This is a genomic window from Nocardiopsis sp. NPDC006832, assembly GCF_040635885.1.
Classification (GTDB): Bacteria; Actinomycetota; Actinomycetes; order Streptosporangiales; family Streptosporangiaceae; genus Nocardiopsis.
Genome location: NZ_JBEYLC010000018.1, coordinates 17087 through 32706, shown reverse-complemented (window position 1 = coordinate 32706; position 15620 = coordinate 17087). Strand labels below are relative to the sequence as shown.

Here is a 15620-nt window from a genome sequence, read left to right as displayed (position 1 = left end):
CATGGCGGCATTGAAGCGTGTTGGGATCGCCTCCCCTCGATCGATGGGACGGCTCTCGGCCACCTGTGGGTGGGCCGGCGGGTGGTGGTGTCTCCGGTCTGCGGGGTGCTGAGGGCGACCGGGTGGGCCGAGCCGCCCGACACACACGGAACCATGCCGCACCCATGACTATGCACTCGGAGTATACATAGAGTGTATAGTCGGCCTCATGTCACTCGGACAAACACTCCTGGGCCTGTTGGAAACCCGGCCCCAGCACGGATACGACCTCAAGCGAGCCTACGACGAGCGCTTCGCCACCAAGCGCCCGCTCGCCTACGGGCAGGTGTACGCCACCCTGTCCCGGCTCCTGAAGAACGGGCTGGTGGAGGTGGACTCGGTGGAGCCCGGCGCGGGCCCCGAGCGCAAGCGCTACACCGTGACCGACGCCGGGATCACCGACGTCGAGAAGTGGCTCTCCAGCCCGGAGAGCCCCGAGCCCTACCTACAGAGCATCCTGTACACCAAGGTCGTGCTCGCCCTGCTCACCGGCCGCCCGGCCGACGACATCCTCGACGTCCAGCGCGCCGAGCACCTGCGCCAGATGCGCGTGCTCACCCGCCGCAAGGCCGACGGGGACCTCTCCGACCAGCTCATCTGCGACCACGCCCTGTTCCACCTCGAAGCCGACCTGCGCTGGCTGGAACTGACCGCCGCCCGGCTGAACGACCTCGCCGGGGAGGTCCGGAGCCGATGACCCACTCCGCCCCCCGAACCACACCGGCCCCGGAGAGCGCCGGCACCCCGGAGGAGACCGTGGAACCGCTGCTCGTCGGCTCGGGACTGCGCAAGTCCTTCGGCCTCACCCAGGCTCTGGAGGACGCCTCCCTGAGCCTGTACCCCGGTGAGATCGTGGCCGTCATGGGCCCGTCCGGCTCCGGAAAATCCACCCTGCTGCACTGCCTGGCCGGGATCGTGCGGCCCGACGGCGGCCGTGTCGGCTACGGCGAGATCGACCTCACCGAGGTTTCCGATTCCCGGCTCAGCGACCTGCGCCGCACCGAGTTCGGCTTCCTCTTCCAGTTCGGCCAACTCGTCCCCGAACTCTCCTGTGTGGAGAACGTCGCGCTGCCCCTGCGGTTGGGCGGGGAGTCCCGTCGCCTGGCCGAACGCACCGCCGTCGACTGGCTGGAGCGGCTGGACGTGGCCGAGGTCGCCCGGAAGACCCCGGGTGAGTGCTCGGGTGGCCAGGGCCAGCGGGTCGCGGTGGCCCGGGCCCTGATCACCCGCCCCCGGGTGGTGTTCGCGGACGAACCGACCGGTGCCCTCGACTCCCTCAACGGGGAGCGGGTGATCCGGCTGCTCACCGACGCCGCGAGGGAGAGCGGGGCCGCCGTGGTGCTGGTGACGCACGAGCCCCGGGTGGCCGCCTACGCCGACCGTGAGGTCATAGTCCGGGACGGCCGCACCCGTGACGTCGGAGGGCTCGGATGAGCCTTCGCGAAAACACCCCCGAGAAGGTCCGGCAGGAGCGAGGCCGCCTGTCCTTGATCAAGGACCTCTGGCTGGGCGCCCGGCTCTCCCTGCGAGGTGGCGGGGAAGTCGTACTGCGGACCGTACTGACGGCGATAGGGGTGGGCGTGGCCACCGCCGCCCTGCTTCTGGCCGCTGCCCTGCCGACCGTCATGGCCCACCTGAACGAACGGCACGCGGACCGCTTCGACTACCAGGTGGCGGAGTACCCGGCACCGCCAGCGGGCGAGGACACCCTGCTGTTCAGCCTCGCCGACACCGACTACGAGGGAAACCCGATCCACGGACGGATCGTCCGGGCCGAGGGGTCCGATCCTCCCCTCCCTCCGGGGGTGGACGAAATCCCCGGCCCCGGGGAGATCGTGCTCTCCCCGGCCATGGCCGAGCTCCTCGATGACCCGGAGAACGAGGTACTCCAGCGCAGGTTCGACCACACCGTCGTTGGAGAGATCGGCCCCGAGGGCCTGATGGGACCGCACGAACTGGCCTTCTACCTCGGTGACGGGGAACTGACCCTGGACACCGCCGGGAACCGGATCACCGGCTACGGCGGGGAGCCGAGCCCCGGCGGGCACGAACCCATCATCATGCTGCTCGGCGCGGTGGGAGTGGTCGTCATGCTCACCCCCGTGGTGGTCTTCCTCGGCGCGGCGGTGCGCTTCGGCGGCGAGCAGCGTGACAGGCGCCTTTCGGCGCTGCGACTGATGGGCGCCGACCGCGGGACCACACGGCGTATCGCTGCCGGTGAGACCCTCCCCGGGGTCGCGCTCGGCCTGGCTCTCGGAGTGGGGTTCTTCCTCGCAGGGCGCCCGATCGTGGAGTCGGTGCCGATCTCGTCCGGGTTGTACACCGCCGACGTGACACCGCACCCGGCGCTCGGCCCCTTGGTGTTCGTCGCGGTACCGATCCTGGCCCTGTGGGTGGTGCTCGGCTCCCTGCGCGGTGTGGTGGTCGACCCGTTGGGCGCCGTACGTCGGGCCGAGCGGCCGCGTCCCAGACTGTGGTGGCGACTGCTCCTGTTCGTGCTGGGAATCTCCCTCATCGTTTTGAGCATGCGTCTCAGCCCCTCCGGAGGCCAGTGGGTCCCGATGGTGTCGGTCGGGCTCCTGGCCGCCCTGTTCGGCACGACGGCCGTGCTGCCCTGGTTGGTCGACCGGTTCTTCGGCCGAGCCTCGGGCGGTCCCCTCTCCCTCCAGCTGGCCCTGCGCCGTCTGGGCGCGGCGGGCGGCGGGCCCACCCGAGCGGTCAACGGGATCGTGGTGACCGTGGCGGGCGCCATCGCTTTGCAGAGCCTGTTCGCGAACGCCTGGGACGATTCCACGGTGGAGCTCGCGGAGACCATCGAGGAGGTGTACGCGGCTCAGGAGTTCGGTGCGTCCGGGTTCCAGCTCCAGACCGACCTGCGGTCGGTCCCGGTCGGGAGCGACCCCACCGGTGCCGTGGCGGAGGTGCGGGGGGTGGAGGAGGTCCTGGCCTACAGCGGGGTGAACGGCGTCACCGACGACGGCTCCGAGGTCCGCGTCCTCGTCGCCGAGTGCCCCTCCCTGCGGCTGATGGCCGACCTGCCCGAGTGCTCCCCAGGGGACGCCTTCAGCGGGGTACCGGGGCTGGAACCCGGTGGGACGCTCATGGTCGGGGGCGGCGACGAGGTGAACGCGGCCCCCTGGACCGTGCCCGAGTTCACCGAGTTCGACGGACCCCTGGTCGAGCACCCCTGGTACGGGTCGGGGCACACGGCGAAGGACGCCGTGCTCGCCACTCCGGAGGCGGCCACACTGCCCGAGGGGATCGCGGTACCGGGCTCGCTCTGGATGCGGGTCGACCCGTCCGCCTCCGGAATGGAGGAAGAGCTCAAGGCCGCCGTCGCGGCTCTGGATCCGACGGCCCGGGTGCAGGTCCCGTTCGCCAGCGCGACCCTCCCCACCATGGTCAGGATGCGTGACGCGCTCACAGCCGGAGCTCTCGCCGCCCTCACCGTGATCGCCGCCGGACTGGTGGTGGGCACGGTCGAGCAGATCCGCGAGCGCAGGAGGGTGCACGCGGTGCTCACCGCCTTCGGCGCCCGGCGACGCACCCTGGTGGCGTCGGTGCTGTGGCAGACCGTGCTTCCCGTACTCCTGGGCATCGCACTGGCCACGGTGGTCGGGATGGCTCTGGGAGCCCTGATTCAGCGATTGGTGGGGCTCCCCGTGGCCTTCGTCCCAACGGAGATCCTGACCATCATCGGCGCTGGTGCGGGGGTGGCCGTCCTGACCACCCTGCTGGCCTTGCCCTCGCTCCTGAGGACCATGCGCCCGGAGGGGTTGCGCTGGGAGTGAGTGATCCGGTGGATCCGCTGTCCCGGGCGGACCTCTGACCCACCGCCTGAGTCCGGGCTCTTCTGGCGGGAGGGCCGGTGCCGGCCCTGACGAGTCGGTGCGTGAAAGCGGGTGAAGTTTCACTGCGGAGCCGTGGCATGCTCTGGTCGTGACGATCAAGGTCAATCGTGCGGCCCTGGCCCGCCCCCGGGCAACGGCCGTCGAGGACCACCGGGATCGGGGTGGTTCGAGGAAGCGGGCCGCCGGGGCGGGTGCGAGGCGGCGGAGGCCGGGGAGACCACCGTGCTGTTACGCGGTGCGGCGGCTCAGTCTGAGGTGAGCGACCTGGCCCCGTTGCGGTAGCCGGTTCAGGGGAGCACACCAGGAGCCCCCACAAGGCCTTCAAACACAGACGATGCTGAAGGCGCACCCCACCTGGCCTGGAAATCCCTCGCGTCGAGGGGGTGTGGACCATCGGATCAAAGGTCCGATGCCCCGGTCAGTCCAAAGACATGTCAACCCGCCACTTCTGAGAAGTCCCTTCGCTGCCTCTTGCACGAGGAGGCTTGGGGCTGAGCACTGGAGTCTGGTCGTGTAGCAGCTCAGTGCGAAGTCGGGGCGCTTTTCGTCTACCCCCGAAACATGAGTCCAGGAGAGGTCGGCGCCCTCAGCGCCATCAGTGGTTCCGTCTTCGGCCCCGAACCGAGACCTCGTTGTGAACAGCGCCGGCACGGACTTGACCCCGACGCGACGTCATAGTTTGAGCTTGTCCCGTGAAACGGATCATCTTCTTCTACCTGACTTCCTTCGGCACCTCGTTGTTGGGCAACTCGATCACCGCGATCGCTCTGCCCCTAGTGGTGCTGTTTACCACCGGCAGTCCATTGAGCGCGGGTGTCGTGGCGATCGCCGCCGCGGTGCCCGCGGCCCTCGCGGGACTGCTCATGGGCTCGCTCGTCGACCGGATCAACCGTCGCACTGCCGCCATCCTCTCCGACGTCATCTCGGCGGTGGCGCTGCTGATCTTGCCGATCGTTGATCTCACGAGCGGGCTGAGCCTGGGCTGGTTCGTCGCCGTGGCCATTCTGAACTCGTTCGGAGACGTACCGGGCATCACCGCACGGGAGGCGATGCTGCCAGCGATCGCAAAGGCCGCCGCGATGGACCCCTCGCGACTCATCGGACTGCGGGAGTCGTTGGCCGGGGTCTCACTGCTGCTCGGCCCGGCCATCGCAGGGATCCTGGTCTCCGCTTTCGAGCCGGTCACAGTGCTATGGATCACCTCCGGCCTGGCAGCGGCGGCGGCCCTGCTCACGGTCGCCGTCCCCAAGCGCGCGACTGTGCTATCCCGTGATCACACGGAGCCCTCCACCACACAGCCCGCGAGGTCCATGTTCCACGGCTTGGGGGTCATCGTCCGGTCACCATTGCTGCGCGGACTGGTCCTGCTGGGAATGGCCCTGGCCATCGTGCTGGCCGCGACGCAGGGCATGGTGATCCCGGTCCACTTCGCTTTCCAAGACGAGCCCCGGTTCGTCGGATTCGTGCTCAGCGCACTCGCGGCCGGCTTGTTGGTCGGCGGCGGATGCTTCGCGGCTTTCGGCCATCGAATCCCGCACCGCGTTTGGTTCATCACCGGTCTCGTCCTCGTCGCGGTGGGCTTCTCCATCATCGGCATCCTCGGCCCGGTGTGGTCGATCTTCGCCGGGGCGGCGATCGTCGGCCTCGGTGGCGGCTCGATGAACGCCGTGATCGGACTCGCGTTCATCGAGAACGTCGACGACTCCCAACGCGGCACAGTACTGGGCGCGCAGAACGCCATCATGACATTGGTCCCCGCAGGGGGCATCGGTATTGCCGCCCTGCTCATCGAGGTCAGCGGACTGCCCCTGGCGACGACCGCTCTCGCGACGCTGTGGATTCTCGCGGCCCTCGGCGCACTGCTGACCCCGCGCCTTCGCCGCTTGGGTCAGGGCAGGGACTGACGCACCGTGGAACTCATGATCTGCGGCGGGCGGTCACTCGGACTTCTTTCCGAGGCGTACCCGAGCGCACGCCCGTTTCCATAGTGAGCGCACTTTCCTCACTGACACAGGCCTGCCTGGCCATGGCCCGTGATGACAACGGGAAGCAGAAGGGAGCGATTGGCTTCACCATCACGGTCAAATGACAGTTCAACGATTCGCGTCCATCACATGTTAGGAAATAAATCCATGCGGATGTACGTAAACTTCCGAACCGTGCTAAGCGAGAACTGGAGGACGTACCTTCTTCTCAACGTGGTCGTCTACGGTACCCTCGCCGCGACGATGATCGTGACCCCTCTCATCCCCGGGATGTATGAGTGGGGGCTCAAGAACATCGAAGGCTTCCTCGATGCGCCGGGCGCGTCCATGGTCGTCGATGCTTATGAGAGCGGCGACATCGTGACAACAACGCTGTTGACGTTCCTTGCGAACCTCCTGTTCGCCGCTCTGCTGACGACGACCCTGCCTTCGCTCGTGATTCCCTTTTTCGGCGTGGCCGCGACGGTATGGCGTGCCGTCTATATCGGTATTCCGTTCTCCCCTACGTCGCCTGAAGAGGCGATCGCGGTCATCGCCAGTTCCCCTGTTCTCGTGATCGAGTTCCAGGCCTATGTCCTGGCGATGCTGGGGTCCGTCGTCCTTTGGAAGTCGACCTTCGGTTACCGGCGGCGCGAGCTCCCGTCGGCTTGGGCAGGGTACCGAGCCGGTATCAGAGACAATATCCGTCTCTACCCGGGCATCGTCGTTGTGCTCTTCGGTATCGCGCTGACCGAGGCCATTACGTACAACCTCCTGTACTGAGCCTTTTTCATCCTGAAGGCACTGGTCACAGCCGTGTGCCGACCATGCGGGAGCACCCCTGAAAGCAAGAAGCCCCTGGAAGATGGGTTAACGACCAAGAAAACCTCCCACACCAAGGGCTCCGATGCGGTTCCACCGTTCCGCGCTGCCGTTGTCACGCCGGACCTTGAACCTGGCCGCCCGCACCATCCGCGCCCACCGCAAGAACACCGGTTCCCGATGGCGGCGCCTGGACCCCGCGCAACAGGCCCTGCTGGTCCTGGTCCACCTGTCTTGGCGCCCACCTCGGCCTGGGCGAGGGTGACGGGGCGGTAGTGGGTGATGGCGGAAAGCAGGTGGCGGCAGCGTTGCCCCAGGCGGGCTGAGCCTTTGAGTGCTTTGCCGTCCAGGGCGATCGCGGTCCGCCTCGGCCTCGGGGTGTCCGCGCCTTCGGTCACCTCAGCGGTGGCTTGGTGTTGGTCGGCGAGGTAGGCGCCGATGGCGGCATCGAGCGCGTCACCGTCGATGCGTGCCAGAACGCGGTCGATGGTGGGTGCGGAAGGTGAGCGACGCCAGACCAGGGGGTGGGGTCGTGCTCCGAGGGTTGCCAGGACGCTGGGGTGTGCGCGTTGGCCCCACTCGGCGAGTTCGTCGATGCTCTTGGCGCCGGAGATGGTGGCACACGCGCACACGAGCAGGATGCAGGTCAGGGAGTGCCAGCGTCCCCGTGGGGAGCGTGGGTCGGCAACGGCGTCCAGGTAAGGGCGGAGGTCGGTGATGGAGTCGGGGTCCAGGGGGCCGAGTTTGGCGAGCACGGCCGGGATCGGCGAAGATGAGCAGGCAGGCACGGCAGACTTTCGTGATCATGTGGCTTAGACACCTTCATGATCTCGGGTTCCGTGCCTGCTTTTGTGTGTATCGTTCCAGGTCAAATCGGATGAACTGCGTGATCCAGGAACTTGAACGAGACCTGGACCACAGGGGCATGCCCGGGCTGCTATTCGTGGCCGGTGACAGGGCCGGTCAGGCTCGAATCACCAGACTTTGCCGGAGCCCTGGGTGCAGGACTGTGACCAGCACCCACAGGATGAAAAAGGCTCATTGATGTGCAGGGGAAAGTCCGCCGTACCAGGGGTGCGGGCGGCACATGTGTCGCTCTCCCGCACGGCCGTCCCTGTCCCTGGTATCGGTGTTGCAGTTGTGGCGTAATTTGCTTTACGAGCAGATTCAATGGCACTACCCGAACGGCTCCTCCGGGTCATCGGCGGCGGGGAGGTTTTCCGTCCTTGCAGCGTAGGCGTGCTTTTATTTTCACGTTTTACGGGAATGCCGCAGCAACTTTGCGGGGAATTGCGCTGACGGCACCCACGGGCTCTCCCACATTCTAAGGACGCAAGCGCAAACGGTCAGGAGGAGGGTCGTTGGTCCCCGATAGCCAGACGGACACCGTTGTTTCGGTGGGGCGGATCGCGCCCTTCGACGCCACACCCCACCTGTTGCTCAGGGTGAACCTCACACCCGCGGTTCCACTCCGGTCCGCGCACGCCGACCAAGACGCCCTGCGCTTGGCGGAGATGGCCGCCGTCCGGGCGGAGCAGGACCGGGCCGCACCGGGGTTGACCGACCTGCTCTACGACACGGCGGGGCAGGTCGGGCGCGAACTCCGGCACAAGGTGGTGCTCCCGCTGCGGAGGGCGGTGCACAACCGCCGGCTGCCGAAGGGACTGGACCGCGGGACGGTCCGGGCAACGGTTCCGGAAGCGCTCGCCTGGTTCGACCGGCAGGTGCGTCTGGAGGAGCTGCGGGCTGGCGTCACCGACGGCCACGCGGACGCTTTGCGGGAGGAGAGGGCCGGTCTACGTTCGCTCCTCGAAGGCGAACATCTGCGTCGCTCCCTGGCGGTCTCCAGCGAGTTCCTGCCCGCCGCCGCGGACAAGTACAAGTCCGTCGTCTGGGAAGAGGCCAAGAAATCGGTCCGCAAGTCGGAGGAGCCTCTGCTGCGGTACGCGATGCGGGCCGGTACGAAGACGAGCCCTTTCAGCCTCTACACCGTCGCGGGTTTCCTCGACCGGAGCGCCGTACCGGGCGGGCGGTTGGAAGTCTCCTCCACCGTGGAGGCCAACCGCGGCCTGCTGCGCCGGTTGGAGGCACGGCTTTCCCGCTTGCCGGTCACCCGCGAACGGATGTACTTCCACGTCTCGCCGGGACTGCGTCTGGAGGAGGGCCGGTTCATCGCGACCGGCAACCGGGAGCGGCTCGGTGAGGAGGCCGCCGTCATCACCGAACGTTACGGCGAGGCCAAGGTGACTGTTCCGGCCAACCCCGCCGCAATGGCGCTGCTGGACTGGCTCCGTGACAGAGAACGCGGCCGTGCGACGTTCGCGGAGATGGTCGAGGTGATCGCCCGGAACGTTCGTTCGGTCGACCGCCGAAAGGCCACCGACTTCGTGTCCCGGCTCTGCGACATCGGCGTCCTGGCGGCCGAGCCCGTCATCGACGACATGACCCCCGATGTGCTGCGGGAACTTCATGCGTGGCTGGCCCCCTCGGCCGGGGACGCGGCCGTCGACTCGCTCCGAGGTGAGCTGGCGCGGCTGTGCACGAGCCAGGACGCCTTCCCCTCGGCCGATCCGCACCGACGGGTCGAGCTCATCCGGAAGGGGCGCGAGCACCGTGACCGTGCCCTGGGTGCGCTCGGCGACGACACGTCCCGTAGGCCGGCACCCGAACCCATCTGGTTCGAGGACGGACGGGTGAACGCCTCGGCGGTGACCGGGGCCGAGGACTGGAAACCGATCCTCCAGGACTGCGGACGACTGCTCTCCGTTCTCCAGGTCTTCGACGAACAACACGTCTTCTCCCGCGTGCTGACCCACCGCTTCACCCGGCGTTTCGGACAGGGCGGCCAGTGCGACGACCTCGACGCCCTCGGGGAGGTCTTCATCCCGGCGTACGAGGACGCGCTGCGGATCACGGAGGGATTCGACCACGAACTGGCGCACAACGATCCGGTGCTGTCCCGGTTGGTCCCGCTGCGTTCCGAGATCGTGGGAGACGTGGCCAGGCAGCTGCACGGGCCCGGGGCCACCGGGGGACCCGCGGAACTCGACCCCGCATGGGCCCGGTACGTGGACGAGCACGCGCCGCAGTGGGTGCCGGACTCTCCCGCCTCCTACGGGGTCTTCCTGCAACCGCTCGGTGGTTCCCCGCCCACCGGGGCGGTGCTGAACAAGATCTACAACGGCTGGGGCAACTACATCAGCCGGTTCCTGACCGGCGCCGACCCCCGCATCGTCGAGGGCGTGCGCGACCGGATATGCGAGTACCAACCCTCGGGCGACGTCGTCGGCGAGATCCGGGCGGTCCAGGGGTTCAACGCGAACATCCATCCACTTCTGGGCGAGGTGGATATCGACTGGGACGAACGCGGCGAGCCGGGCACTCTCCCGCTCAGCCGGTTGCGCGTACGCCACGACCCGCTCACTGACCGGATACTCCTGTGGGACCCCGCTTCGGGCAGGCGCGTGCACCCCCTCTACCTGGGCTTCCTCATCCCGTACTACCTGCCGTCGCGGCTGCTCCCGCTGACGGCGATGGGCGGTAGCGGGTCGATCTTCTTCGAACCACAGGTCAGCGCGGACAGGTCGGCCACGGTGGACCGCTCCGGTGTGCGGCACTACTCCGGTATCCGGTTCGGGTCACTGTGGTTGGCCCGGGAGCGGTGGCACGTACGGTCGGGGCTCTTTCCCCGCCCGACCGCCGGTGAGCCCGAGGCCGACTACTTCCTGCGCCTTTGCGAGTGGCGCACCGAGCAGGGGATACCCGAACACGTCTTCGTGCACCCCCCGGCCCCGGAGCTCCACCCGGGCCAAGTCGACGACTACTTCGGCTCCTACATGGACAATCGCAAACCCCAGTACGTGAACACGCTGAGCCGGTTGCACGTACGCCACCTCAATCGGCTGCTGGCGGACCAGCCCGGCGCCGACATCGTCATCGAGGAGGCGTTGCCCGGGCCGGACGAACACTTCCCCTTGGCCGAAGGCCGTCACGCAGTCGAGCTGGTGGCCGAGTTTTACCGGAAGGCGGCACGGTGACGCATCTGTCCCGAGCAAGTATCGCCGTGGCCCACCACGCCCCGACGAAGCGCCGGTTCGTGGCTGCGGTCCTCATGCCCGCGGCCGAACGCATCAGAGGCGCCGACGGAATCCGGCACGTGCACATCACCAGGCACTGGAGGTTCGGCCCGCACGTGCAGATCGTCGCGTCGGGCGAGTCGCACGCCGATGTCACGGCCGCGCTCCACGCGGAGCTCAATACGCTCACCGAACGGATAGCCGGACACCGCTCCGAATACCAGCTCGACGAGGACGGGTACCTGGCGATGTCGGACCAGCTCGGCCAAGCCGAACTGGTCCCGCCTCCCTACGCCCCGATCTGGCCGGACAACAGCGTGCGGCTGTTGGACCCGTCCCTCGAACCGGGGCTGATCGAGGACCCTGCGGCACGGGACCTGCGCGATGCCTTCAACGAGGCGCTGCTGGAACCGTTGGAGCACATCATGGCGGCGTCGGAGGAACACCGTGCCGCACGGATCCAGGGCGCGGCGACCCTCATGGTGCTGCTGGCCGCGACCTACCCCGACCGGGGGCTCTACCACGGATACCTGTCGTACAAGTCCCATCTGGAGGACCACCTCCAGGACTACGACCGGGACGGTTCCATGCGGGCCGACTTCGACGCCCGGTACGGACCCGCCCGCAGGGCCTTCGAGAACCTGGTCGGCTCCGTGGTCGGAAAGGTCTCCGAGCCGAGCCGGTACCAGGGGGAGGACCCGGTCCTGCACCGATGGTCCGACGCGCTCCAGGGGTTCTGGGAGCGGGCGATGGAACTGGCTCGGACGGGCAGCATCGCGCCACTGCTGCACGAAGGTTACACCGAGCGGGCCAAGGACCTGAACGACCATCTGCGCCGCAAATACGCGGTGGGCGACGACCGCGAGTACAGCGAGTTCCACGCCGCCCTACGCGACCAGGAGTACACCGACCCCCTCGGCGGGAGGTGGTTCGCCTCCTACCGGTTCATGGTCAACCTCCTCTACACGCAGTTGCTCGTTCTGGACGTCTCACCGGCGGAGCGGCTGTTTCTGGCTCATGCCATCAGCGAGGCCGTGCAGGCGGTGACCGGCGTCTCGTGGCGCGCCATTCTCAAGCCAGGCGAGGGCACGGAGGCCGTTCGATGACCATGACCAGAACCCGTGCCCGGCTGCGGGGCGCTGTGCACGTCACCCCGGTCGAGGGGGGCCTGCTCTTCATCGGCTGGCAGGAAAGCATGGTCGTGAAGGGTTCCCCCGCGCTTGCACGGTTGTGGGAGGCCCTCTTCCCCCACCTGCACGAGGGCGTCGCCCTCGACGAGCTGGTCGGGGCGCTGCCCGAGAGCGCCCGGGGCGCCGTAACGCAGCTGTTGGAGGAGCTCCTCGAAAAGGGGTTCCTGCTCGCCGAACCCTCTGCGCAACAGCGCCGGGCCCTCGTCCCGGAACACCCTGACCACGACCGGACCTTCGCGTTCCTCGAATCCGCGGCACCCGACCCCGTCGCTGCCTTCACCAGATTGCGCGAGCACCCGGTAGTGGTCCACGGGGAGGGGCCCGTGGCGCTCGCGGCGACCCGGTGCCTGCTGAACCTCGGGGCGGGGGCCGTCTCGGCCACCGACCGCACCGTCGTGGCCGAACTCGGCGGCTTGGCCGAGGCGACGTCGGCCCGGCTGGACCACTCCGTGGACCTTTCAACGGACGGCGGGCCGGTCCGGTTGTTCGTCGACCCCGCCGTCCCGTACGCCGAGGACGCACCCTGGACCGGGGCCGCGAGCGTGGGCGTGGCCCAGATGGGCCGCTACGCCGTGATCGGCCCGGTGCGCTCCGCCCCCGAGGCCCCCGATCTCGGTTGGGCCCTGTACCGCCTGCGTGCCCGGACGCCGGACGCCGAGCCGGCACCCGTCCCGTATGTGGCGGCCACCATGGCGGGCAACGTGGCCGCGCTCCAGGTCTTCTACCACCTGACCGGGGTGGTCACCGAGTACGACGGCATGGCCTACGTTCTGGACACCGAACGGCTCCAGACCACGTCCAGGCCGGTCTGGCGGGCAAACCCGGTGCGCGCCATCGCCCCGGACGAGGGCCCCTCCACCGCCACCGACCCCGACCGGCTGATCGACCTCTGCGACGACCGCACCGGCATCCTGCCCGAGGCCGTCCCGGGCGAGCTCCCGCAGATGCCGCTGGCCCTGGCCATGGCACGCCTCCCGGACCGGATCGACAGCGCCGCGGCCGCGTTCGGTTGGGCGCACACCGGCGACGTCGCCCGGTACCGTGCCGGACTGGAGGCCGCCCGCAACCTCGTCGGGGACCCGCCCGAGGAGCTCTGGCCGACGGGGCCCTCCGAGAGCGGGAACATCCGCCCTTCGCGAGCGGTGGCGTGCGCCGGCAGCGGCATCGAGGACATGATCGGCGACGGTGTCCAGCGGCTCCTGGCCGAGTGGATCTCGGATCCCGAAGAACGCGGAGCCCGGTTCGTCACCGAGAGCACGCACACCTTCCCCACCCGTGGGGGAGGGCGGATCGTCCCTTACGGCGACCCGTCTGTCGACGAGCGGCTGCGCTCCGCGCTCGGGCAGGCCGGGGTCGTGACGGACACGCGGCTCACCGCCGAGGTGAGCCGGCCCCGGTCCGCACCCGGGGCGGTCGCTCTCGTCGAGGTCTACGAGGACGGGCGTGTGCTCGCACGTATCGCACACGCCGACACGGGCTTCGCGATCCTCTCCGCGGTACAGCACGCGACCGCCGTGCTCCAAGCAGGCGGTGAACGGCCTCTCGTCCCCGTGCTCGCCGTGCCCCCGGGCGCCGTGAGAGACACGAGAGTGCCCGACTGGCCGGCCCGGGAGGTGCTGACCGCGCTGTGCCTGCCCGGTGAGAGCCCTGTCGCCGGCCGGTGGTCGGCCGAACCCGCACTCGACATGGTCGGTTCCTTCGGCTGGGTGGGCGTGGCCCGTGAGGAGGACCGATGATGGAACCGACCACGTGGCTGGCCGGCTCGGGCGAGCTCTACGACACGATCGTCGACCGCCTCGTACTCGACGGCGGTGCGGTCGCCGTGGACTCCTTGGCCGAGGCGGTGGTGGCGGAGGGCGACACCGTGGTGCTCGCCCGTGACGGCTGGGAGCCGCAGCGGGACGCCGAGGAGCAGGCAAGGGTCCGTGGTGTGGCGAGGCTGCTGCCGCTACGCCTCATCGGTGACCTCGGCGTGGTGGGGCCGTGGGTCGTACCCGGCAGGCCCGGCTGCCAAGTCTGCGCGGAACGCCGACGCCACCTCTGGCGGCGTCAGAACTTTCGGGAGGAGCCACTGGAGGCACCCGTGCCCGGGCTCGCCTTCACCCGTGCGCACCTCGACCACTTCAGCCTCCTGGCCGAGCAGGCGCTCTCGGGAAGGTTGCTCGGCGAACGTGAGATCCACGTGGTGCGCGGCGACCTGACCAGTCACACGCACACGATGGTTCCGTTGCCCAACTGCCCCGGTTGCAGCGTTCTTCCCGTCGATTCAGCCGAACTCGCCGCCATGGCGCTCCAGCCCCGTCCCCAGTCCGACCCCGAGGCGTTCCGCGCCGAGACCGCCGGCCGTCCCCCCGAGCTCCTGCGAGCACAAATACACGACTGGCGTTACGGTCCCGTCGGCCACATCTTCCGCTCCGAGAACTCGGTGATGGCTCTGAGTAGTGCCGAACTCGCGCTGCCCAGCGGTCACCCGGGGGAAGGGGGGCACGGGCGCGCGGCCACCTACGGCCGGGGCGAGACCATCGCCCTCTACGAGGCCATGGAACGGCTCGCTTCAGCCACCCCCCACGGAAAGCGCACCGTTGTCCGCGGGGCGGAGAACGAGCTGGACGAGGCCGTCGACCTCAAGGAACTCGGCCTCCACGACCCCCGGTGCTACTCCGACCCGCTCTTCGCCTTCCACCCCTACGACCCCGACGTGCCCACGGACTGGGTCTGGGGCTGGAAGCTGGGGGAGGGCAAACCCGTCCTGGTCCCCGAACACGTCGCCTATTGGAACATCGACGGCTGGGGCCGTACCGGGCACGCCCCGCGCTTCCTGTACGAGAGCTCCAACGGCTGCGCTTTGGGCGCCTCCCCGGAGGAGGCCGCCCTCTACGGCCTCTTCGAGGTCGTGGAGCGGGACGCTTTCCTGCTGACCTGGTACACGAAGCGCCCTGCGCATCCGTTGCGGGTGTCGGACGAGGAGGTCCCGGAACTGCGCGGCATGCGCGCCCTGCTCGACACCTTCGGCTACGACCTGTCGCTCTTCGACATCACCACCGAGATCGGTATCCCGGCGGTGCTCAGCCTGGTGGTCCGGCGCGACGACGAGGGACCGGTCGCGTTCTTCGCCGCGGGCGCGCACTGCGACCCCCGCCGCGCTGTCTCGTCAGCGGCCATGGAGGCGGTGACCAACGCGGTGATCCGTGAGCGGCTGCCGGAGAAGATGCGCCACGAGCAGGAGGAGAAGGCCCGGCCTCTGCTCGACGACCCGACCCGGGCACAGACCCTGCACGACCACACGGTCCTCTACAACTTTCCCGAGACGCGCCCGTGGTGGTCCTTCCTCGACCCGGACCGCCCAGCGCGGACCCTGTGGGAACGGTTCGGCGACTGGCGTGCCAGGTGGGTCCGCGACGACCTCACCGACGTCCTGCGCACAGCCGTCTCGGCGCTCACCGCCAACGGGCTGGACGCGATCGTCGTGGACCAGACCGACCACTGCCTCACCGATCCCAAACCCGCGACGGTGAAGGTCCTCGTCCCCCAAGCGGTCCCCATGACCTTCGGGCACGCCCACCGCCGTACCCGCCACCTGCGGAGGCTGACGCAGCTACCGTCCCGGCTCGGCTACCGCAGGGCGGACGAGCCGGCCGTCGACCCCGACCTCGTCCCGCCACACCCGTTCCCCTGAGG

Annotated in this window: 9 protein-coding genes and 2 pseudogenes; 10 read left to right on the top strand and 1 reads right to left on the bottom strand. The window is 68.8% G+C overall.

Going from position 1 to position 15620, the window contains the following annotated elements; genetic code table 11:
• Positions 1-208: 208 nt before the first annotated feature.
• The 6 genes and pseudogenes from ABZ717_RS11245 to ABZ717_RS11220 all read left to right on the top strand — a co-directional run.
• Entirely contained in the window at positions 209-736 is a 528-nt protein-coding gene (locus ABZ717_RS11245) for a PadR family transcriptional regulator (protein ID WP_358508306.1), read from the top strand.
• Entirely contained in the window at positions 733-1473 is a 741-nt protein-coding gene (locus ABZ717_RS11240; protein WP_358508304.1) for an ABC transporter ATP-binding protein, read from the top strand. The genes ABZ717_RS11245 and ABZ717_RS11240 overlap by 4 nt, the downstream gene beginning before the upstream one ends.
• Positions 1470-3830, top strand: a complete 2361-nt coding sequence (locus tag ABZ717_RS11235) for an FtsX-like permease family protein (protein ID WP_358508302.1) — start codon at positions 1470-1472, stop codon at positions 3828-3830. Before ABZ717_RS11240 ends, ABZ717_RS11235 begins: the two co-directional genes overlap by 4 nt.
• A 752-nt stretch (positions 3831-4582) precedes the next feature.
• Positions 4583-5794, top strand: a complete 1212-nt coding sequence (locus ABZ717_RS11230; RefSeq protein WP_358508300.1) for an MFS transporter — start codon at positions 4583-4585, stop codon at positions 5792-5794.
• Between the two features lie 255 nt (positions 5795-6049).
• Positions 6050-6637: a hypothetical protein gene (locus ABZ717_RS11225; RefSeq protein WP_358508298.1), complete on the top strand. Its 588-nt coding sequence runs from the start codon at positions 6050-6052 to the stop codon at positions 6635-6637.
• 124 nt (positions 6638-6761) lie between these two features.
• Positions 6762-6908, top strand: a pseudogene (locus ABZ717_RS11220) (IS5/IS1182 family transposase); the annotation flags it as partial.
• 208 nt (positions 6909-7116) lie between these two features.
• On the opposite strand, the pseudogene ABZ717_RS11215 reads toward ABZ717_RS11220, so the two are convergent.
• A pseudogene (locus tag ABZ717_RS11215) lies at positions 7117-7431 on the bottom strand (transposase family protein); the annotation flags it as partial.
• Between the two features lie 606 nt (positions 7432-8037).
• On the opposite strand from ABZ717_RS11215, the gene ABZ717_RS11210 reads away from it, so the two are divergent.
• From ABZ717_RS11210 to ABZ717_RS11195, 4 genes are read left to right on the top strand one after another with little or no spacing between them, the layout of a single operon-like run.
• Positions 8038-10713, top strand: coding sequence for a lantibiotic dehydratase (locus ABZ717_RS11210; protein ID WP_358508296.1), 2676 nt, complete (start codon positions 8038-8040; stop codon positions 10711-10713).
• Positions 10710-11858, top strand: a complete 1149-nt coding sequence (locus tag ABZ717_RS11205) for a hypothetical protein (RefSeq protein WP_358508293.1) — start codon at positions 10710-10712, stop codon at positions 11856-11858. The genes ABZ717_RS11210 and ABZ717_RS11205 overlap by 4 nt, the downstream gene beginning before the upstream one ends.
• Positions 11855-13678: a hypothetical protein gene (locus ABZ717_RS11200; RefSeq protein WP_358508291.1), complete on the top strand. Its 1824-nt coding sequence runs from the start codon at positions 11855-11857 to the stop codon at positions 13676-13678. The genes ABZ717_RS11205 and ABZ717_RS11200 overlap by 4 nt, the downstream gene beginning before the upstream one ends.
• Entirely contained in the window at positions 13675-15618 is a 1944-nt protein-coding gene (locus ABZ717_RS11195) for a TOMM precursor leader peptide-binding protein (RefSeq protein ID WP_358508290.1), read from the top strand. The genes ABZ717_RS11200 and ABZ717_RS11195 overlap by 4 nt, the downstream gene beginning before the upstream one ends.
• Positions 15619-15620 lie beyond the last annotated feature (2 nt).